Genomic DNA, 19514 nt, shown 5'->3' on the forward strand with positions numbered 1-19514 from the left:
GCGTCATGATCGTCCGAGCCGCCCGGGGTACCGCGCTCACCGCGAAGAGCTGGCAGACCGAGGCCGCGTTGCGGATGCTGCACAACAACCTCGACCCTGAGGTCGCCGAACGTCCGGAGGACCTGGTGGTCTACGGCGGTACCGGCAAGGCCGCCCGCGACTGGGCGAGTTTCGCGACGATCACCCGCTGTCTGACTACTTTGGACAATGATGAGACGTTGCTGGTCCAGTCGGGCAGGCCGGTCGGCGTGTTCCGCACGCACGAGTGGGCACCGCGCGTCCTGCTGGCGAACTCCAACCTGGTGGGGGACTGGGCGAACTGGCCCGAGTTCCGCAGGCTGGAGCGGCTCGGGCTGACCATGTACGGCCAGATGACCGCAGGCTCGTGGATCTACATCGGTACCCAGGGCATCCTGCAGGGCACCTACGAGACCTTCGCCGCGGTGGCGGCGAAACGCTTCGGCGGTTCGCTGAAGGGCACGCTGACCGTGACCGCGGGCCTTGGCGGGATGGGTGGTGCGCAGCCGCTCGCGGTGACGATGAACGGCGGTGTGGCGCTGGTCGTGGAGTGCGATCCGGAGCGGGCTCGCCGTCGGCTGGACACTCGTTACCTCGACGAGCTGGCGTCCGATTTGGACGACGCGGTCCGTCGGGTGTGCCAGGCCAGGAACGAAGGCCGGGCCCTTTCCGTCGGCTTGATCGGGAACGCGGCCGAGGTACTGCCGGAGTTGCTGCGCCGGGGTGTCGAGGTGGACGTCGTCACCGACCAGACCTCGGCACACGATCCGCTGGCGTATTTGCCGATCGGCGTCGCGGTCGAGGAGTGGCGCGACTATGCGGCCGCCAAGCCCGAGGAGTTCACCCAGCGAGCCCACTATTCGATGGCCGGGCACGTCGGCGCGATGCTCGGCTTCCTCGACGCGGGCGCGGAGGTCTTCGACTACGGAAACTCGCTGCGTGGCGAGGCCAAGCTCGGCGGCTGCGACCGCGCCTTCGATTTTCCCGGGTTCGTTCCCGCCTACATCCGGCCGTTGTTCTGCGAGGGCAAAGGGCCGTTCCGGTGGGCCGCGCTGTCCGGAGATCCCGCCGACATCGCGGCGACCGACCGGGCGATCGTGGATCTCTTCCCTGGCAACGAATCGTTGGCGCGGTGGCTCCGGCTCGCCGGGGAACGCGTTGTCTACCAAGGGCTTCCGGCGCGCATCTGCTGGCTGGGTTATGGGGAGCGGCAACTGGCGGGCCTGCGGTTCAACGAGATGGTGGTTTCCGGCCAGTTGTCGGCCCCGGTGGTGATCGGGCGCGACCACCTCGACTCGGGCAGCGTCGCCTCGCCCTACCGCGAGACCGAGGCGATGACCGACGGCTCGGACGCGATCGCGGACTGGCCCTTGCTGAACGCGCTGGTCAACACCGCTTCCGGGGCCAGTTGGGTGTCCATTCACCACGGTGGCGGGGTCGGTATGGGGCGCTCGATCCACGCCGGGCAGGTGTGCGTGGCCGATGGGACGCCGTTGGCCGGGCAGAAGATCGAGCGGGTGCTGACCAACGATCCCGGGATGGGCGTGATCCGGCATGCGGACGCCGGATACGAACGCGCGGTCGAAGTCGCCGAGGAGCGCGGGGTGCGCCTTCCGATGCGGGAGGGTGCGTGAGCGCGGTGTCGTTGCTGGGGGAGATCGCCGACATCGGCCGGGACCGGCCCCGGGGCGGATATTCGCGGCACGCGTTCGACGGCCGGGAGGCGGAGTTGCGGGCCTGGTTCGTCGAGCGGGCGGTGCGGTCCGGACTGGAGGTCGAGACCGACCGGAACGGCAATCTGTGGGCGTGGTGGGGACGACCGGGGCCGGGTTCGGTCGTTACCGACAGTCATCTCGATTCGGTGCCGGGCGGCGGTGCGTTCGACGGGCCGCTCGGCGTGACATGCGCGCTTGATGCGGTCAAATCCCTGCGGGACAGCGAATTTCGTCCCGGCAGGCCGATCGCCGTGGTAGTGTTCATGGAAGAGGAAGGTGGCAGGTTCGGGGTTCCGTGCCTGGGTTCACGGCTACTCACAGGATCGCTCGCCGCGGACAGGGCGCGTGCGCTGCGCGATCCCGAGGGTGTGAGTCCTGCCGAAGCGGCGGCCCGTGCAGGGCTGAATCCGGACCAGTTCGGGCGTGATGATATCGCGCTGTCAAAGGTGGGGACGTTTGTCGAGCTCCATGTCGAGCAGGGCAGGGGGCTGATCGATCTCGGGTCGCCGATCGCGGTCGGCAGCACGGTGACGGAACACGGCCGGTGGCGTTTTTCCTTCATCGGTCAGGGAAATCATGCCGGTGCGACGCCGATGTCGGACCGTCGCGATCCGATGCTGCCGGCGGCATCGCTGATCGCGGCCGCCCGGCGGACGGCGGCGCGGGTGGATGGGGCCAGGGCGACGGTCGGCCGACTGGTGCCGCGTCCCGGCGGGACGAATGTGATTGCGTCCAGTGTGGACGTATGGCTGGACGCGAGGGTGGCCGGGCACAACCGTACCCGGCCGGTGGTCGAGGAGATCGCCGCGGCGGTGAGGTCCGCGGCGGGAGAGGAGGGCTGTGAGGTAACGGTTACCGAGGAGGCTTACACCGGAGCGGTCGCATTCGACGCCGGTCTTCGGGGACAACTGAATGGTGTGCTGGGCGGGGTGCCCGAGTTACCGACGGGCGCCGGGCACGACGCCGGAATCCTTGCCGCGCACGTTCCGTCGGGGATGCTCTACGTGCGGAATCCGACGGGGATCAGCCACGCGCCAGAGGAATTCGCGGAGGACGCCGACGTGGAGCGGGGTGCCGAGGCGCTGGCCGAGGTGCTCAGGGACTTGTCGACATGATGACCTACTGGTGCGAGCGGGCGTGGCTGCCGGATGGCGTGGCGTGTGCCGTTCGCCTCGAGGTCGCGGGCGGCGCGATCAGATCGGTCACGCCGGACTCGCCTCGTGCGGGAACCGTCCTAACCGGACTGGCTCTGCCCGGTTTCGCGAACGCGCACTCGCACGCGTTCCACCGCGTGTTGCGTGGCCGGACACAAGGCGAGCGGGGCACGTTCTGGACCTGGCGGGAGCGGGTGTACGCGGTGGCGGACCGGCTCGACCCGGATTCGTACCACCGGCTGGCACGTGGTGTGTTCGCTGAGATGGTACTCGCCGGGTACACCAGCGTCGGAGAGTTCCACTACCTGCATCACGCGCCCGGCGGGAAGCCCTACGCCGACCCGAACGCGATGGGGCACGCGCTGGTCGCGGCCGCGGCGGAGGCCGGCATCCGGCTGACCCTGCTCGACACCTGCTACCTGGCCGGTGGCTTCGGCCGGGCGTTGGGTGAACAGCAGGCGCGGTTCGGTGATGTGGACGCCGAGGCGTGGGCACGGCGGGTGGAGTCGTTTGCCCCGCGGGGAGAACACGTGCGAGTCGGTGCCGCCGTGCATTCCGTTCGCGCGGTACCGGCCGACCAGCTTCCGGTGCTCGCGAAGTGGACGGGACCACTGCACGTCCACCTCTCCGAGCAGTGTGCCGAGAACGTTGAATGCCTGCGTCACCACGACCGCACCCCGGCGGCCCTGCTCGCCGAGACGGGAGTGCTGGGTGAGCGCACGGTCGCGGTGCACGCCACGCACCTCACCACCGACGACATCGGGCTGCTCGCGACGACCGGTACCCGTGCCTGTTTCTGCCCGACCACCGAACGGGACCTCGGGGACGGCATCGGACCGGCGCGCGGGCTGGCCGACGCCGGGGTCGGCCTGTGCCTCGGCAGCGACAGCCACGCCGTGATCGACCCTTTCGCCGAGGCCGCCGCGCTGGAACTCGACGACCGGCTGGCGGCCGAGGAGCGCGGCCGGTTCACCATGCGCGAGTTGCTGTCGGCCGCCACCGCGCACGACGCGCTTGGCTGGTCCGAGGTGGGCGTGCTGGCACCCGGGGCGGCCGCGGATCTGGTCGTGGTGGACCTGGGCTCGGTGCGCACGGCCGGAATCGAACCGGATGGCGTGCTGTTCGGCGCCACCGCGGCCGACGTCACCGACGTGCTGGTCGGCGGGCGGTGGATCGTCCGCGACCGGGCACACCGGCTGATCGCCGAGCCGGCACAGGTACTGGCCAAGGAGATCGGAGCGCTATGGCCGTGAGGTCCAGGTTGATCACCGGCATCGGCGAGCTGACCACGAACGCTCCTGAGCTGGGCAGGCTCCGCGACGCGGGGGTCGTGTTCGAGGGCCCGGGCGTCGCATGGGTGGGTGCCGCGGCGGTCGCGCCCGACGCGGACGAGCGCGTCGACGTCGCGGGCAGGGCCGCGCTGCCCGGCTGGGTGGACAGTCACACCCACCTCGTCTTCGCCGGTGATCGCACCGCCGAGTTCGAAGCCCGCATGGCCGGAAAACCTTACACCGCAGGCGGAATCGCGGCCACCGTGGCGGCCACGAGGGCGGCCGGCGACGTCCAGTTGGCGGCGAACCTGCGGTATCACCTGGACGAGGCCGTGCGGCAGGGCACGACCTGCCTGGAGACGAAGACCGGCTACGGCCTGTCCGTGCGGGACGAGGTGCGGTCCGCCCGTATCGCGGCCGAGCTCGCGGACGAAGTGACCTTCCTCGGCGCGCATCTGGTTCCGCCCGGAGCCGACCCGGAGTCCTATGTGGACGTTGTCTGTGGCGAGATGCTTGACGCCGTCGCGGAACTGGTGCGCTGGGTGGACGTGTTCTGCGAGCGGGGTGCGTTCGACGAGGCACAGTCGGAGCGGGTGCTGCGGGCGGCGATCGGGCGCGGGCTGGGCGTGCGGGTGCACGGCAACCAGCTCGGCCACGGTCCCGGTGTCCAGCTCGCGGTGCGGGCTGGGGCGGCGAGTGTGGACCACTGCACCTATCTCAGCGACGCCGACGTGGAAGCGCTTTCTGGTTCGGACACCGTGGCCACGCTCCTGCCCGCCTGTGACCTGTCGACCCGGCAGCCACTCGCCCCGGCCCGGCGGCTACTCGATGCCGGGGCGACGATCGCCTTGGCCTCGAATGCGAACCCGGGCAGTTCCTACACGACGTCGATGAGCTTCTGCGTCGCCACCGCTGTCCTGCAGATGAGATTGTCTGTCGAAGAGGCGGTGTGGGCGGCGACCGCGGGTGGCGCACGCGCGTTGCGGCGGGATGACGTCGGAGTGATCCGTCCCGGTGCGCGGGCCGACCTCCAGGTCCTCGACGCCCCCTCGGTCACGCATCTTGCCTACCGCCCCGGGGTCCCGCTGACTTGGGCCGTCTGGCGCCGTGGGCAGCGAGTGTCCACTGAGTACTCGTCGTTGCGGATGGCAAGAATATGACGGTATCATTGGCAGGTAAGAAAATCCCTGTTTACCGCTTGTTCAACTGAGAAGCCTACCGTCGAGTAGTGGACTTCTCGCTGATCGTCATCGTGGTCATTCTGGCCTCGCTGGCCTTCGACTTCACCAACGGTTTCCATGACACGGCCAACGCCATGGCAACCTCGATCGCCACCGGTGCCCTGAAGCCCAGAGTCGCCGTCTCGATCTCCGCGGTGCTCAATCTGGTCGGCGCCTTCCTGTCCATCCAGGTCGCGAAGACGATCTCCGGCGGGCTTGTGAACGAAGCCAAGATCACCCCGGTGGTGATCTTCGCCGGCCTCGCCGGGGCGATCGTCTGGAACCTGCTCACCTGGTTGTTCGGCCTGCCGTCGAGCTCCTCGCACGCGCTGTTCGGCGGACTGATCGGGGCGACCTGGATCGCCGCTGGGGCCAGTGCCGTGAACTTCACGCAGGTTGTGCAGAAGGTGCTGATTCCGGCGGTGGCCTCACCGCTGCTGGCCGGGTTTGTCGCGATGATCGGCACAGTCATGGTCTACAAGATCACCGCGGCGCTCCGGCAGGACGTCGTGTCCAAGTCGTTCAAGACAGGGCAGGTCCTCTCGGCGTCCTTGGTCTCGCTCGCGCACGGCACGAACGACGCGCAGAAGACCATGGGGGTCATCACGCTGACCCTGATCACCTCCGGTTCGCTGGCGCCCGGGTCCTCGCCACCGCTGTGGGTGATCCTGGCTTCCGGTCTGGCGATCGCGGCGGGCACCTACTCCGGCGGTTGGCGGATCATCCAGACGGCGGGCAAGAAGATCACCGACATCCGCACCCCGCAGGGTTTCGCCGCGGAGACCTCCTCGGCGGTCACCATCCTCGCGTCCTCGCATCTCGGGTTCGCTCTTTCCACCACCCGGGTCACTTCCGGCGGGATCATCGGATCCGGCATCGGCCGGAAGCTGGCCGAGGTGCGGTGGGGAGTGGCGGGCCGGATGGCGGTCGCTTGGCTGCTCACGCTGCCGGCCACCGCCCTGGTCGGCGCGGTGGCCTCGAAGGTTTCCAGTTGGGGCACGGCCGGCACGACCTTGGTGGGTGTGCTGTTGGTGGTCGTGGCGCTCGGCATCTACCTGTGGTCCCGGCGCAGCCCGGTGACTCCCGACGACGTGACCGAGTCCGCGGCGCCCGCCGCGGCGATCGCCTGAGCCGGAGGGAGTCTTCGTGCACATCGACTGGGGTGCGCTGGGCACCGTGTTCGTGGTTTCGCTGGTCGTCGTCGTGGCTCTGTGTGGCCTGTTCGCTGTCGGCGTGCGGGGCTTGTCGGCCCGCGTCGCCGCTCGGGAGGCCGGGGTACAGGGCACTGCGGGGCTCACCACGGCCGTGCTTTGCTTCGCGGTCTGCACCGCTGTCATCGGCTACGGCGTCTACTTGATCGTCGGCTGAACACGGTTACCCGGCGAGATCGCCGGGGATGGCGCCGAGGTGGTCGTCGGGGAGGAGCGAGACCAGGTAAGCGATCCGTGCCGGATCGTCGAGCAGGGCGGCGATGTGGCTGAGGGCCGCGTCGGGGATGAACTCGAGGCTCGCGACGATCGTCGATCCGGGCAGGTGGTCGACGAAGCGCGCCACGGTGACCCAGTCTTCGCGCCGCACCAGCTCCTCCGCGACGGCGCTCACCACCCGTTCCGGCAACCCGGCGGTGATCCCGGAAGCGCGGCGCGGATCCAGCTCGGCGGCGACGTCGGCGAGAAAGGCGGGCGGCAGGCGCCGCGCGATGTCCACCCCTCGCGCTGGGTCCACCAGTCCGGCGATCCGGGCGGACAGGAGCGGCCCGAACACCAGTTGGGCCATCCGGGCCAGTAGCGGGCTCGGCAACAGCTTGCTGGCCGCGGCCATCCGCTGCAGCACCCCGAGATGCGCGTCGAACAGCACGCCGGTGACCTGTTCGCGGAACCGCCGGAGGTCCTCCAGCGGAACCTGCCGCAGGTATCCGAACCGCTGTGGTGGCACCTTCAGCGCGCTCGCCAGTTTGAGGATTTCCGCGTCGTGGGGAGTCACAGCCGGACGGCCTTGCGAATCGCGGGCCGCAGCAGCGCCGGAACGAAGCGCAGGGCCTCGTCACCGGCCCCGGCCAGTGCCGCGGCCTGCCGCCGCCTGGCGTCCCGCACGGCGTCCGCGAGATTCCGCTTGTGTTCCTCGGCCAGCGCCTCGATTCCCTCGGGCAGGCTCCCCAACTGCTCGGCGAGCGTCCGTTCAGCCATCCAAGCCTCCTTGGAATCGATGATCTCACCTGACTAGCGTTCGGTACATGACGATTGAGACGCGAGACATCACTGTTGAGGGACAGCCGGCCTACCTCGCCCACCCCGATGGCGGCTCGACGGCGGGCATGCTCCTGATCCCGATGATCACCGGCATCGGCGCGCAGGTCCGCGAGTTTGCCGACGCCATCGCGGCTACCGGCGTCACGGTCCTTTCCTGGGACCCCTGGCAGGGCCGTGGAAGCAGCGACGACACCCCGCCGGAGACGTTGTCCCGGTGGATGGGCGAGCTGGACGACAAGGCGGCGATCAGCCAGCAGCAACAGTTGCTGGATTACCTGTTCGGCGAGCTCGGCTGCACCAAGGCGGGCGCCATCGGCTGGTGTCTCGGTGGCCGGTTCGCGCTGATCCTCGGTGGGCAGGACCACCGCCTGGCCAATGTCGTCGCCTTTCACCCGACGGTGCCCGGCACCCCCATGCCGAACCACGTCATCGACGCGGTCGAGGAGACCGCGAAGATCCAGGCGCCGGTCATGATGCTGTACCCGGGGGCCGACGACCTGGTACCGGTGGAGAGCTTCAACCGGCTCCAGACCGCGTTGCAGTCCCGCGCGAGCGGACCCAGCATCGTGCACGTCTACCCGGACGCCGAACACGGGTTCAGCGCCAAGCACCGGCACGCCAACCCGGTCAACGCGGAAGCGTTCGCGATCTCCTGGCCGCAGGTCCTCGAGTTCGTCAAGGTCACCACCGGCGCATGAGTCACGAACCCGGCGGGCGCTCCGGCCAGGCGTGCTTGGGATAACGCCCGCGGAGTTCGGCTCGCACCGAGGCGTAACCGTTGCGCCAGAAGGATTCCAGGTCGCTGGTGACGGCCACGGGCCGGCCGGCGGGGGAGAGCAGGTGAAGTACCAAGGGCACGCCGGCCACTTTCGGTGTTTCGACCCAGCCGAACACGTCCTGCAGCTTGACGGCCAGGACCGGTTCGCCGCCGCTGTAGTCGACCCGGACGCGTGAACCGGACGGCACCTGGATTCGGTCAGGGGCCAGTTCGTCCAGACGAGTGGCTTCGGGCCATGGCAGAAGGCGGCGTAACGCGGCGGCGGTGTCGACGCGGGCCAGGTCGGCTCGGCGGCGCGCGGTGGAAAGTTCGGCCAGCCAGTCGTCGACATCGCTGAGCAGGGCTTCCGCGGACATGTCCGGCCACGGAGGCCCGGCCGTCTTGTGCAGGAAGGCCAGCCGTTGCCGCAGCCGGGCCGTCTCCGGGCGCCACGGCAGCAGGCTGAGGCCTTCCTGCTGCAGGCCGTCGAGCAGAGCCTGGCGCACCAGCGCGGGGTCCGGTTCGGAAAGCGGCCGATCGGCGAGCACGATCGCTCCCAGGCGGCGCACCCTGCGCGCGACGACCTCGCCCGACCAGATCACCTCGTCCACAGTGGACATCAGGTTGGGTGCGGCACGCGTGGCCAGTTCCTCGTCCGCCCGCGCCGCGAGCCGGATCACGCCGTGCGCGCGGCCCGGATCGCGAGTGGCCTCGGCGACCGCCAGCCATTCCGCGTCCCCGAGGCCGCTGCCGGCGGGCAGTTCGGCCGCCGTGCCGCCGGCCATCAGGTAGATCGGCGAGCCCGGCTGCCTGCGGCGGGCGAGCCGTTCCGGATGGGCCAGCGCGATCACCAGTGCCGGCTCGGGGTGCAGTCCCGCGGGGTCCGGCCCGCCCGGTATCACCCCCGCGAGCCGGCGGACCTCGGACCGCCAGCGCCGTCCCCGCTCGTCATGGGCCTCGCGAAGCCCGCGCAACTCAGCCCCGGCGTCGGTCAGTGCCGCTCCCGCGTCGAGCAGTGCCACGACCTCGGCGGCGGGTTTGGCGCCCACTTCGGCGGCGCCGTCGAGCAGCGCCCTGGCCAGTCGGGGGTGGAGGCCGAGGTCCGCCATCCGCCGTCCCCTGGCGGTGACCTTCCCTGCGTCGTCGGTAGCGCCCAGGGTGCGCAGCAGGGCGCGGCCCGCCGCGAGAGGACCGGCGCCGGGCGGATCCCACCAGCCCAGGCCCGCGCCGTCCGGGGTGGACCAGCAGGCCAGTTCGAGTGCCAGCCGGGAAAGGTCGGCGGTCCGGATCTCGGGTTCCGGATAGGCGGGCAGTGGCTCGTGCTGTGCCCAGCACCGGTAGACACGGCCGGGCGCTTCGCGGCCGGCGCGGCCGGCACGCTGCTCGGCCACCGCGGCCGAAACCCGCACCGTGGCCAGGCCCGCGAGCCCCCGCCGGTGATCGATCCGAGGCACCCTGGCCTGACCCGAATCGACCACGGCACGTACTCCCGGCACTGTCAGGCTCGATTCGGCGACCGAGGTCGCCAGCACCACCCGCCGGCGCGCGCCGGGCCTGAGCGCCGCATCCTGCCTCGCCGCCGCGAGCCTCCCGTGCAGCGACAGGACGTCCACTTCGGACAATTCCCGGAGCAGTCCGGAAACCCGGGCGATTTCGCCCGCGCCGGGCAGGAAGGCGAGCACGTCACCGTCTCCTTCGGACAGAGCCGCGCGGATCCCCCGCGCCACGCACGTCTCGACCCGCTCCCCGCGTGCGGGTGGCCGGTACTCGACGTCGACCGGGAAGGTCCTGGCGTGCGCGGTGATCACCGGCGCCGACCCCAGCAACTCCGCGAGCCGCTCCGCCGCCACTGTCGCGGAGGTCGCGAGCAACCCAAGGTCGTCGCGCAGGCCGGCGCGGACGTCCAGGAGCAGCGCCAGCAGCAGGTCGGCGTCCAGGTGCCGCTCGTGGCACTCGTCCAGCAGCACCGTCGCCACGCCGGGCAGTTCGGGGTCGCCCTGCAGCCGCCGCACCAGCAGGCCTGAGGTGACCACCTCGATGCGGGTGCGTGCCGACACCTTCCGGTCGCCCCGCACCGAGTAGCCCACCGTCTCACCGACCGGTTGCCCGAGCAGGGCGGCCATCCTGCTCGCGGCCGCCCGCGCGGCCAGCCTTCTCGGCTCGGCGACCAGGATCCGGCCGGGAGCGCGTTGCGCGAGCGCGAGCGGCACCACCGTGGTCTTGCCGGTGCCGGGTGGCGCGACCAGCACGGCGGCGCCGTGGGTGTCGAGGGCGGTGCCGAGGTCGCCGAGGACCGCGCGGACGGGCAGGTCGGGAAGGTTCATCGCTCCGTCACGGTAGGGGGTGCGGGCAACGTGTAACCGGAGGAGGCGATGTTGCGCCGTAGCGAGCTGAGCCAGGCCCCGGTGTCGATCATCCGCTGGATCGCGGCCGCCACCGCGGCGCGGCCCGCCGGGTCGCCTTTGCGCAAGCCGATCCCGTAGCGCTCGCTGGTGAACGGATTGCCGACGAGCTTCAGCAGTTCGGGATCCTGCCGGACGTAACCCGCCAGGATCACGGCATCGGTGGTGACGGCGTCGACCTGTCCAGCGAGCAGGGCTGTGACGCAGTCGGGGTAGCGGGGGTACTCGACCAGTTGGACGGCCTGTGCGAAGCGGGACTTCACCTCCTGGGCCGAGGTCGAGCCCTGAACCGAGCACAGCCTGCGGCCATCGAGACCGGTCGGCCCGGTGATGGCGGTGTCGAACTTGCGCACCAGCAGGTCCTGGCCCGTGACGAAGTACGGCCCGGCGAACGCGACGAGTTCCTTTCGTCTGTCCGTGATCGAGTACGTGCCGACGACGAGGTCGACGGTGCCTGAAGTGAGATCGCTCTCTCGCGTGCCGGGCGTGGTCTCGCGCCACACGATGCCCGAAGACTTCACACCGAGCCGGGTCGCGACGTGCTGCGCGACGTCGACATCGAATCCGACGAACCGGCCGTCGATCGTGCGCTCGGCCAGCCCTGGCTGGTCGAAGCGGATGCCGATCACGAGCCTGCCGGTTTCGGCGCGGCCGACGAGGGTGTCGGGATCCGCCTTGGCACAGGCGGTGGCGAGGGCGGCGGTCAGCAGGACGGCCAGGGTCACCCGGACGAGCGGCATGGCGTCCTCCCCTCCACCGTGCGGCGGAACCTCACGTTTATCTCAGGACCGGCCGCTAGCCTAGGTGTGTGATCCGCGGTTCCCAAGCAGTGCTCGACGTCGTCGGGACCCTGGTCAGGCTGGGCTTGGCCGCGGTCTGGCTGACGTCTGGATCGATCAAGGTCTCCGACCCCGGGCAGACGTACCTGGCTGTCAGGGCATATGACGTACTGCCCGGGGGACTGGTTCACCCGGTGGCGACCGCCCTGCCGCTCCTCGAGCTGGCGCTCGGCCTGTTCCTGCTGGTCGGGCTCGGCACGAGAATCGTCGCGGTGGTTTCGGCGGTAGTCTTGCTGCTGCTCATCGTGGCCATCGCACAGTCATGGGCGCGTGGACTGACCATCGATTGCGGCTGCTTCGGCGGTGGCGGCCAGGTCGCCGCGGGCCAGACCCGGTACCCGCAGGAAATCGCCCGCGATGCGGGCTTCCTCGCGCTGGCGTGCTGGCTGACCGTGCGGCCGGCCACGAGATTCGCGTTCGACGGTTGGCTGCGTTCCGGGCGGGCCGAGCAGGCCGTCGAGGAACGAGAACTGGAAAGGACCTGATTCAGGTGGGCGGAGCGGAACGGTCCGCGCGCAAGCGCCGCCAGCAGCAGACGGCGGGCGCGCGGGCGGTCGCGCAGGCACGTGGACCGGCGGGACCGGACAAGAAAATCATCGCCATCGTCGTCGCGGTCGTGCTGCTGGCCGGTGTCATCATCGGTGGGGTGCTCTGGACGAACGCGTCCAAGAACAGCACCGCGGGCCAGACGATCACCCCGCAGACCGCCAGCGCCGCCCTGGACAGCCCAGGTGAGCGGCAGGGCGTCACGGTCGTGTCGGGCAAGGCCGACGCCAAGGTCAAGCTGGACATCTACGCCGACTTCCTGTGCCCGTACTGCGGTGAGTTGCAGAAGGGCTTCGGCGACCAGATCGAGCAGCAGATCCAGGCCGGCACCGTGCAGGTCACCTACCACATGATCCCCCTGCTCAACAGCCGCTCCGACCCCCCGGGCTACTCACTGGACTCGGCCAACGCCGCCCTGTGCGCAGCCGACGAAACCAAGTTCACCTCGTACCACGACAGCCTGTTCAAGAACCAGCCGCAGGAGGGCGCACGCGGCTACGACAAGTCGCAACTGATCAAACTCGGCCAGGATCTGGGCATCACGTCTCCGCAGTTCGCCACCTGTGTCAACTCGAGCATCTACAACGAGCAACTCAACGCGGCACTCCAGCAGATCCTGCGGAACCCGGCCTTCCAGGGCACGCCGGCCATCTTCCACAACGGAACACCGATCAACAACTGGGCGCAGGACGACAACTGGCTCGCCAACCTGATCAACCAGGCATGACCTCCCGGGGTCCGGCACTTGCCGGACCCCGGTGCCAAGCCGGTCCGGGCGTCCTGTACTGTATCCACATACGCGACGCGGAGATCAATTCGCGTACGGGGCTATGGCGCAGCTGGTAGCGCACCTCACTGGCAGTGAGGGGGTCAGGGGTTCGAATCCCCTTAGCTCCACCTTAGAGGTCTTACTAGAACAAGTGCCTGAATGAAGGCCACGAAGTAGGACTCCGACGCCTGAAGGCGAGCAAGGGCCACCCGCAGTGCGGGTGGCCTTCTTGTTTGTGGGCAGCGGGCTGGTTGCGGTGAACCGGTCGCGCTGGATGGCGTGGAGCACCCCGAAGGGTTCCTGAAGTTCACTGTCAGTGATCTCCTCGTCCTCGATGTAGAGGGCTTGGAAGATCGCTTGGTTGAGCAGACGCCGCTGCTGGTCATTGCAGCGTCGGTACAGCTTGTCGGGCTGTTCGAGCAGCGCGAGACTGGCGTTGACGAGCTGGGCGCTGTCGGTGAGGTCGGCGTTCGCGGTTTCGAGGCGCCCTTCCAGCTTGCGGCGCTCGATCGCGATGTCGCGGAGCCTCTCCTTGACCTTGGTCCGCGGAAGGGTGCTGTCCGCTGCGAGGTCGATCAAGTTCTCCTCCTTGGTGTCGAGTTCCTTGAGCTGTGCGGTGATCTGCTTGCGCAACAGCCTCGCGGACTTTTCCTGATCGCCGATCACGGCATCGACTTGGTCTCGCATGTCAGCGATGAAGGACTGGCTGAAGCGAATCGCCGCGTAATGCCGCTCGACGGCATCCTCGATGAGCGCGACGTTGACGTACGGTGCTTGGCACGCCCCCTTCTGCCGGCCTCGGCAGAAGAAGTACGTGTACTCGGCGCCCTTCGAGTTGGTGGTCTGCTGGATGATCATTCGCCGCTTGATTCCTTCGCGCCGACAGCGCCCGCAGAAGAGCGATCCTTTGAGGTAGTGGTGGTGCACACGGCGGCGTTCTTGGGCTGTCATTCGCGAGTCGAGGATCTCTTGGACTGTATCGAAGAGGTCCTCGTCGATGAGCGCTTCGTGGCGCCCCTGGATTTCTTCGCCGTCGTAGTCGACGTATCCGAGGTAGTAGCGGTCGTGCAGCATCTGCGAGATCTTGTTCTCGGAGACCTTTTTGGCCGGATGCCGCCGGGTGGCCCTGGTGCGTAGACCGCGATCGTAGAGTTCGTCGGACAACTCTTCTTGCGTGTAGTCGCCGGTGGCGAAGAGTTCGAAACCCAGTTGGACAAACGGCGCTCGGTCCGGGTCGACGATAATCGTGCGGATCACGCGGCCGTCGGAATGGTCGATGTGGTTGAGGTAGCCGAGCTTGGCGCGGCCGAGAGTGCCGCCGCTGCGGGCTTTCTGCCCCATCTTGTAGGCGATGTCGGCACCGGACTGGCGTGACTGGTACTCGTTGAACGTGGCCAGGATGCCATGCATCAGCTGACCGACCGGGGTGTCGTCGATGGCCTCGGTGGCCGAAACCAGGGTGACGCCGCGCTTGCGCAGGTCCGCCATGACGACCGCATCGTCGTAGCGGTTACGCGCCATGCGCGAGAGCTGGTAGATGATGATCACGTCGACATCGCCCTGGCTGCGGACCCGCGCGAGCATGCGCTGGAACGCCTCCCGTTTAGTCATCTCCGTTCCCGAGCGTCCGGGTTCGACGTACTCGTCGATAACCGTGAGACCCAGTTCCCGCGCCTTGCGCATACAGGCTTCCCGCTGGGCTGGAATGGAAATGCCTTCGGGGTTGTAGTCGGTGTTGACCTGTCCGGTCGAGGACACACGCAGGTAGAGAACCGTGCGTGTGCCGGGGGCGAAGTCGTCCAACGGTGTCTGGATGGGGACGGTGACGTCCTGCTCCAGTTCATCGATGAAGTCGGAATAGGCGCTGGTCATGGCACCTCCTTCGGGGCGGCCCGGATGGTGGACCCGTGCCGGCTGCTGGATCGCACGCTGATGGCGAGCGGTGAATTCGTGGGCGAGTTGCCGCTACTCAACGGCGGCGGAGCCACGCGAAGACGCGCCGGAGCACTCGGCGTTCAGGCTTTTCCTTGAGTCGAATGTCCGGGTCGACATACGGGTCGATGAGCGACAAGCCCAGTTCCTTTGCCATGTTCAGGCATGCCTTGCGCTGGGCCGCGACGCTGGACTCGGTCTCGCGCCGTCCCGACGAGGCCGCACGCCGGTAGATCACCACGCGGTCGCCGGGCTCAGGAGCTTCCGGCCGCCGCATGGCACCCACAGGGCTGCCCTGCTGTAGTTCGCTTTCCGGGTGGGCATAGGCGTTGTTCATGACACCTCGCTTTGAGTTGGTCCGGTGTGGACGGTGCGGGTTGGCGCAGTTGGTCTGGCAGACCTGCCGGTCGTGTTGCGGCTAACTCGCGAGGGGTGACTCGTCGACGGATTCCTGCTTGCGACGAAGGCGATCGCGCCGGTCTACGAGCGCGCCCGTGTACTCGATCTCGGCAACGGCATTGACCACGCGTACGAGGAAGAGGCCGAACGGGGACCCGGTATCGAGGCCGGGATCCGCGGCCGAGACCACCCGCACACCTAGCGACGTCACCTCGTCGAGCAAGTCGGCGAGGTGGCGAGTTGTGCGGGACAGGTTGTATATGTGCTTGACGACGAGCACGTCGATGTTGCCGGATCGGGCCGCTGCCAGCACTCGTTGCAGCCCAGGTCGCTTCAACGTGGCACCTGATCCGTCGTCCCTGCTGCGAAGAGCGATGCGCCAATCAGGCTGGGAGGCGACGTAGGACTGCAGGAAGTCGCTTTCGCCGAACGTGGGCGATCGCTGGTACAGGGCGACGCGCACGAAGCGTCGAGCCGGCGGGTCCGCGACCGAGGAACGACTGTGGGGGTCGCAATCGGTAGGTGGCATCTCGTTGAACCTTTCTGTTCGGGCTACGGCGAGCGAGGTCGATCCGTTGCATTCGTTGAGCGCGTGGGAACGTGCGGCGTCATGCCGCGTCGCGGAGGTGGTCGCGGTGGCTCGCGTCCGGCTCGGCGGGCGGCGGTTGCTCGCGGGAATCGGCCGTTACCATGTCTGCGGCGAGGCTGGCGATGACCCGCGCGAGCTTGCGCATGTCGGGCGGATCACGGCGAACGCCGCGCACGACCAAGTTGCGTCCAGTCCTGCCCGCGCCACTGCGCCGTCGGGACTGTCTGCTTGACGCGCTGGTGGGGCCTTCCTGCTCCTGGCCGTCGACCGGAGCAGGGACGTCGGCGCGGTTGTCGTTGGACTGATCGGGGTTGCGAGGTTGCGCGCACATGAGCGCCCCCTTCGTGCCCGTGACGTCCGCGGATCGCGGACGTGCACGGGGCTGCTGGTCGGCGACAGGAACCGTCGACACAGCGGGCGCCCCCAGCCGTCGACACCTGCGGTCGCCGGTCCGCGCGAGGCGGGTTTCGCGGTGACGCGGGCACGCACCATGACGTGCGTTGAATGAGCTGGGATCGCCGAAGCTGTCACGGCCAGCGGGCCTCTGCTCCCCGCGTACGTGTGTGCGGGGCCGGCGCTCGTGGTCGTGCTGGACTCGTGCTGTTCGACAGGGTCGTGTCTCCTGCCGACCTGGTGCTCGGTCACCTCGTCAGCGCGAGATGGCCGGTCGACGCGAGTCCAGAAGATCGCTACCGGCGCGGACCGCGAACAACGGCGCGTCGGCATGGCGATGAACGTGATGGGTGCCGAGGCACCTCCCCTCTGTCGAAACAAGCACAGGTCTGTCATCTAACTAAGGTAACACCTGAGTTGCTCGCGTATAGTCATACTGCCTCAAGTATTGCCTGACCTGTGGTGAGTGTCTGGTGAACACGCCGTGCGTGCGGCGGCCTGCGTCCATCGCCATCGGGGAGACTGAGCGTCGGTTGGTGACGGCGCGAAGCGCCGCGGAGCGACAAGGGCGGGACGGCAGCGGGTGCAGATCGAGTGGCGGTTGCGGAAGGTGATGGCCTCCCGCAATGTCTGGACTGCGACCGAACTGCGCGAACTCCTCGTCCAGCGCGCTGGATTCGAGCTGTCTCTCCAGTCGGTTGACGTGCTGATGAAAAAGCCGCCGGTCCAGGTGAAGGTGGCGACCATGCAGGCGCTGTGCACGACGCTGCGATGCACGCCCAACGAGCTGTTCGGAGTCGACGTACCCCGCGACGTCTCGCTCGTCGAGCCCGACAACGCCGAGGCTCGCCGCGACCAGTGAGCCCGCATCGGCGGACGCGGCGATGGTCTTCATGCGACCCTCGCCAACGGCTCTGAGGACGGTCCGTCCGCGGACAGTCCCGCCGAACCCAGGGTGGTCTGGATCTGCCGGTACCAGCTCAGCGCGAAGCGCAGGCAGTTCGACTCGGTGCGGTGACTCGGGCCGCAGCCGGGTACATAACGGCCCCGCCTACTCCAGGACATCGAGTCCGAACTGGACAGCGCCTCCGCGTACTGGCTGAGGCCGCCGAGCTTGATGCCGAAGCAGTGCAGCGAGAAGTTGCGTGAGGCGAAGGCTCGCATGATCTCTTCCACAACGGCTTTTTGCTGCCGGCGACACACCGTGCCCACGCCTACGAGCGGCTCGGCTTCGAGGTCGATCCCGGCCCGGTAGTAGAGGTCGGCGCAGCGCTGGTAGTCCGCAATCGTCCAGCCCTGCAGCACCGGTACGAACGGAAGATCGGACCCGAGTTCGCGCAGACGAATGAGGTTGCGCACGGTGCGTCTTTGATGCTCGCGAACGGTAAGGCCAGTGCGCTTGAGGATGCTTTGCTCGCACATCCAGTCCTGCGGCGCAGCCCAGGAGAGGTTGCCGATCTCGTCGGCGTAGCGCCGGACCGCGCGGACGTAGTCCTTCTCGTTGGTTTGCCAGCGACCGTGGAGCTGTAGTTCGGTGAATCCGCCGGAGTCAAGTGCCCATTCGGTGATGGCCCTGGGCAGGGTGCGGCGGTGGCCGAGCCGCCGATGCGATACCAGCAGCGGGATGTCCGGCACGCGGGTCAGCCAGATTGGTTGATGGACGCCCAGGAAGAACTTCACGTCGGCACCGCCCTCCGACGAGCGCGGCTGCCCACGAGGATGGCGACCGCGATGACGGTGGTTGCGGTCTTCCCGACGAGTTGCCCGGTGAGGTAGGTCAGCGAGCCGAACGCCAGCGGCAGGAACAGCAGGCTGTCGACGAGCAGCCCGACCGCGTTCGACAAGCCCACCGCGGCGATGCGACTCCGGCGACGCAGCGGCGTGTAGACGGCGAGGTCGACCAGTTCGGAGACGGCGAAGGCCGCCGCGCTGGCCAGCGCGATGCGCGGCTCGGCGACCAGCCAGGACAACGCCGCGCCGACCGCGATCGCGAGCAGCGTTGTCCGGGTGCCAACAGCCTCCTGCAGGAGGTCCCGGACGGTGAACGCGAGCCCAGCAAAGAACGCTCCGGCAGGAATCTGCAGGCCCGCGACAGCGACCGCCGGCCAGAGAGTGGAGGCCCAGTTCGCCCCGGCGATCGTCGCCGTGTAACCGGCGAACAGGACTGCGGCGGCGGTGAGGGTCCATCGGCGGGTGGTCATGCCGCGCTCGGCGGGCTGTCGGCCGGGTTCGTCGCACCGGTCGGATGCACGGCGGGGCCAGGCTGGGCACGGTGGAAGGTGCGCTCGTCGACCAGCGGCTCGTGCGCCTTCGGTGCCGAGGTGACCCACTGCTCCATCGGCGCGGGACGGCCGGCGACGGTGCGAGCCCAGACTTGGCGTCCGGTGTACTTGGCGTTGGTGACGATTCGCCGGACGGCCTTGGCGGTCCACCGCCCGTCGGGCGTCGGGGCCGGGTACTGGCGCGGGTCGCGGTTGAGCCGTGCGGCGATGACAGCGAACTTCAGGCCGTGGTCGGCACGCCAGATGAAGATCTGCTTGACGACCGCAGCGGTCTGCCAATCCGGGACGAGAACCGCGCGCAGTTTGCTGTGTCCGCTGGGGTCGGTGACACGGATGCGCAGGGCGCGGTAGCCGTATGGCGGCGGGCCGATCTGGTAGCCCGCGCGGACGAGTTCGACCATCGCCTGGCGGGCGCGGCGGGTGGTCTCGGCGTGGTGCGCGGCGAGCGCGGCCCACTGGATGCGGTTGCCGCGGGCATCGACCAGTTCGCCCTCGCCGGTCCCGTCGTCGGCCTCGACTTCGGTGTCGATGCCAGCGGCAACAGACCGACCTGTCCACAGGTTTGTCCACAGTCGGGACCACCACGGTGGACAGGTTTCGGCCACCGGTGTGCCAGCGCAGTGGTGACGTCCGGCGGCGCGGAACGCGGCGCGCTTGCGGCGGAACGTGGGGTGCCAGCCGCACTCGCGGCAGTACAGGCGGGTGGTCATGCCGCTCGCCTCCAACCGGGGTACTCGACGCCGTTGACGGTCGGCCGGATGACGTCGTCCTCGGTCTGCCACGGGATGCCGGCTGCCGCGGAGGCGACGAGTTCGGCGTCGTGGGCGAGTTGGAAGACGAGCACCTCGTGGTGCGCGGTAAGAGCGGTCGGCGTACCGGTGGCGCGTGCTCGGGCGGCGGCGCGGCGTTCGGCGAGCGAGGCGCGGGTGACCAGTCGGTTGCCGCGCAGTCCGGCGGTCAGCGCGATGCACCGGTCGAC

21 protein-coding genes, 1 tRNA gene and 3 pseudogenes are annotated in these 19514 nt (G+C 68.9%); 12 read left to right on the forward strand and 13 right to left on the reverse strand.

Going from position 1 to position 19514, the window contains the following annotated elements:
- Positions 1-5 precede the first annotated feature (5 nt).
- From hutU to VJT49_RS17390, 6 genes are all read left to right on the forward strand, one after another.
- Positions 6-1652 carry a urocanate hydratase gene (gene hutU, locus VJT49_RS17365; protein WP_324165875.1) on the forward strand — a complete coding sequence of 549 codons (1647 nt, stop codon included), beginning with the start codon at positions 6-8 and terminating at the stop codon, positions 1650-1652.
- Positions 1649-2848 carry an allantoate amidohydrolase gene (locus tag VJT49_RS17370; protein WP_324165876.1) on the forward strand — a complete coding sequence of 400 codons (1200 nt, stop codon included), beginning with the start codon at positions 1649-1651 and terminating at the stop codon, positions 2846-2848. The genes hutU and VJT49_RS17370 overlap by 4 nt, the downstream gene beginning before the upstream one ends.
- A complete protein-coding gene (locus VJT49_RS17375) occupies positions 2845-4140 on the forward strand; it encodes a formimidoylglutamate deiminase (protein ID WP_324165877.1) in 1296 nt (431 codons plus the stop codon). Before VJT49_RS17370 ends, VJT49_RS17375 begins: the two co-directional genes overlap by 4 nt.
- Positions 4131-5318 (forward strand): imidazolonepropionase, encoded by a 1188-nt coding sequence (gene hutI, locus VJT49_RS17380; RefSeq protein WP_324165878.1) that lies wholly within the window; start codon positions 4131-4133, stop codon positions 5316-5318. The genes VJT49_RS17375 and hutI overlap by 10 nt, the downstream gene beginning before the upstream one ends.
- Before the next feature lie 68 nt (positions 5319-5386).
- A complete protein-coding gene (locus VJT49_RS17385; RefSeq protein ID WP_324165879.1) occupies positions 5387-6508 on the forward strand; it encodes an inorganic phosphate transporter in 1122 nt (373 codons plus the stop codon).
- 16 nt (positions 6509-6524) lie between these two features.
- Positions 6525-6746, forward strand: a complete 222-nt coding sequence (locus tag VJT49_RS17390; RefSeq protein WP_324165880.1) for a hypothetical protein — start codon at positions 6525-6527, stop codon at positions 6744-6746.
- A gap of 6 nt (positions 6747-6752) precedes the next feature.
- Here the strand turns inward: VJT49_RS17390 and VJT49_RS17395 are convergent, their stop codons facing one another.
- Both VJT49_RS17395 and VJT49_RS17400 read right to left on the reverse strand, forming a co-directional pair.
- A complete protein-coding gene (locus tag VJT49_RS17395; RefSeq protein WP_324165881.1) occupies positions 6753-7361 on the reverse strand; it encodes a hypothetical protein in 609 nt (202 codons plus the stop codon).
- Positions 7358-7564, reverse strand: coding sequence for a hypothetical protein (locus tag VJT49_RS17400; RefSeq protein ID WP_324165882.1), 207 nt, complete (start codon positions 7562-7564; stop codon positions 7358-7360). Before VJT49_RS17400 ends, VJT49_RS17395 begins: the two co-directional genes overlap by 4 nt.
- A gap of 47 nt (positions 7565-7611) precedes the next feature.
- Here VJT49_RS17400 and VJT49_RS17405 point away from each other — a divergent pair, with 47 nt between their 5' ends.
- Positions 7612-8325: a dienelactone hydrolase family protein gene (locus VJT49_RS17405; RefSeq protein ID WP_324165883.1), complete on the forward strand. Its 714-nt coding sequence runs from the start codon at positions 7612-7614 to the stop codon at positions 8323-8325.
- A gap of 1 nt (position 8326) precedes the next feature.
- On the opposite strand, the gene hrpB is transcribed toward VJT49_RS17405, so the two are convergent.
- Positions 8327-10708 carry an ATP-dependent helicase HrpB gene (hrpB, locus tag VJT49_RS17410; RefSeq protein WP_324165884.1) on the reverse strand — a complete coding sequence of 794 codons (2382 nt, stop codon included), beginning with the start codon at positions 10706-10708 and terminating at the stop codon, positions 8327-8329.
- Positions 10705-11526, reverse strand: a complete 822-nt coding sequence (locus VJT49_RS17415; protein ID WP_324165885.1) for a glutamate ABC transporter substrate-binding protein — start codon at positions 11524-11526, stop codon at positions 10705-10707. The genes hrpB and VJT49_RS17415 overlap by 4 nt, the downstream gene beginning before the upstream one ends.
- An 89-nt stretch (positions 11527-11615) precedes the next feature.
- Here VJT49_RS17415 and VJT49_RS17420 point away from each other — a divergent pair, with 89 nt between their 5' ends.
- The 3 genes from VJT49_RS17420 to VJT49_RS17430 all read left to right on the forward strand — a co-directional run bounded on the left by VJT49_RS17420 (position 11616) and on the right by VJT49_RS17430 (position 13068).
- Entirely contained in the window at positions 11616-12110 is a 495-nt protein-coding gene (locus VJT49_RS17420) for a MauE/DoxX family redox-associated membrane protein (protein WP_414636002.1), read from the forward strand.
- A gap of 5 nt (positions 12111-12115) precedes the next feature.
- A complete protein-coding gene (locus VJT49_RS17425) occupies positions 12116-12898 on the forward strand; it encodes a DsbA family protein (RefSeq protein ID WP_324165887.1) in 783 nt (260 codons plus the stop codon).
- Positions 12899-12995: 97 nt separating this feature from the next.
- A tRNA-Ala gene (locus tag VJT49_RS17430) sits at positions 12996-13068 on the forward strand.
- A 658-nt stretch (positions 13069-13726) separates the two neighbouring features.
- Here VJT49_RS17430 and VJT49_RS17435 read toward each other — a convergent pair.
- Positions 13727-14197: pseudogene (locus VJT49_RS17435) on the reverse strand (recombinase family protein); the annotation flags it as partial.
- Here VJT49_RS17435 and VJT49_RS17440 point away from each other — a divergent pair.
- Positions 14111-14314, forward strand: a complete 204-nt coding sequence (locus VJT49_RS17440; RefSeq protein ID WP_324165888.1) for a hypothetical protein — start codon at positions 14111-14113, stop codon at positions 14312-14314. The pseudogene VJT49_RS17435 and the gene VJT49_RS17440 sit on opposite strands and share 87 nt — an antisense overlap.
- Here VJT49_RS17440 and VJT49_RS17445 read toward each other — a convergent pair.
- The 4 genes and pseudogenes from VJT49_RS17445 to VJT49_RS17460 form a co-directional block, all read right to left on the reverse strand.
- A pseudogene (locus VJT49_RS17445) lies at positions 14315-14812 on the reverse strand (recombinase family protein); the annotation flags it as partial.
- A 97-nt stretch (positions 14813-14909) separates the two neighbouring features.
- On the reverse strand, positions 14910-15209 hold the full coding sequence (locus VJT49_RS17450; RefSeq protein WP_324165889.1) for a recombinase family protein: 300 nt from the start codon (positions 15207-15209) through the stop codon (positions 14910-14912).
- An 81-nt stretch (positions 15210-15290) separates the two neighbouring features.
- A complete protein-coding gene (locus VJT49_RS17455) occupies positions 15291-15800 on the reverse strand; it encodes a recombinase family protein (protein ID WP_324165890.1) in 510 nt (169 codons plus the stop codon).
- Between the two features lie 79 nt (positions 15801-15879).
- On the reverse strand, positions 15880-16191 hold the full coding sequence (locus VJT49_RS17460) for a hypothetical protein (protein WP_324165891.1): 312 nt from the start codon (positions 16189-16191) through the stop codon (positions 15880-15882).
- A gap of 645 nt (positions 16192-16836) precedes the next feature.
- On the opposite strand from VJT49_RS17460, the gene VJT49_RS17465 reads away from it, so the two are divergent.
- Positions 16837-17115 (forward strand): helix-turn-helix transcriptional regulator, encoded by a 279-nt coding sequence (locus tag VJT49_RS17465; protein WP_324165892.1) that lies wholly within the window; start codon positions 16837-16839, stop codon positions 17113-17115.
- 29 nt (positions 17116-17144) lie between these two features.
- Here VJT49_RS17465 and VJT49_RS17470 read toward each other — a convergent pair whose 3' ends face one another.
- From VJT49_RS17470 to VJT49_RS17485, 4 genes and pseudogenes are all read right to left on the reverse strand, one after another.
- On the reverse strand, positions 17145-17933 hold the full coding sequence (locus VJT49_RS17470; RefSeq protein ID WP_324165893.1) for a DUF7221 family queuine tRNA-ribosyltransferase-like protein: 789 nt from the start codon (positions 17931-17933) through the stop codon (positions 17145-17147).
- Positions 17930-18454 (reverse strand): VUT family protein, encoded by a 525-nt coding sequence (locus VJT49_RS17475; RefSeq protein ID WP_324165894.1) that lies wholly within the window; start codon positions 18452-18454, stop codon positions 17930-17932. Before VJT49_RS17475 ends, VJT49_RS17470 begins: the two co-directional genes overlap by 4 nt.
- Complete coding sequence (locus tag VJT49_RS17480) at positions 18451-19245, reverse strand: recombinase family protein (protein ID WP_324165895.1); 795 nt, start codon at positions 19243-19245, stop codon at positions 18451-18453. Before VJT49_RS17480 ends, VJT49_RS17475 begins: the two co-directional genes overlap by 4 nt.
- Positions 19242-19514: pseudogene (locus VJT49_RS17485) on the reverse strand (hypothetical protein); the annotation flags it as partial. The gene VJT49_RS17480 and the pseudogene VJT49_RS17485, both read right to left, overlap by 4 nt.

It is taken from the genome of Amycolatopsis sp. (assembly GCF_035276945.1).
In the GTDB taxonomy this organism is placed as follows: domain Bacteria; phylum Actinomycetota; class Actinomycetes; order Mycobacteriales; family Pseudonocardiaceae; genus Amycolatopsis_E.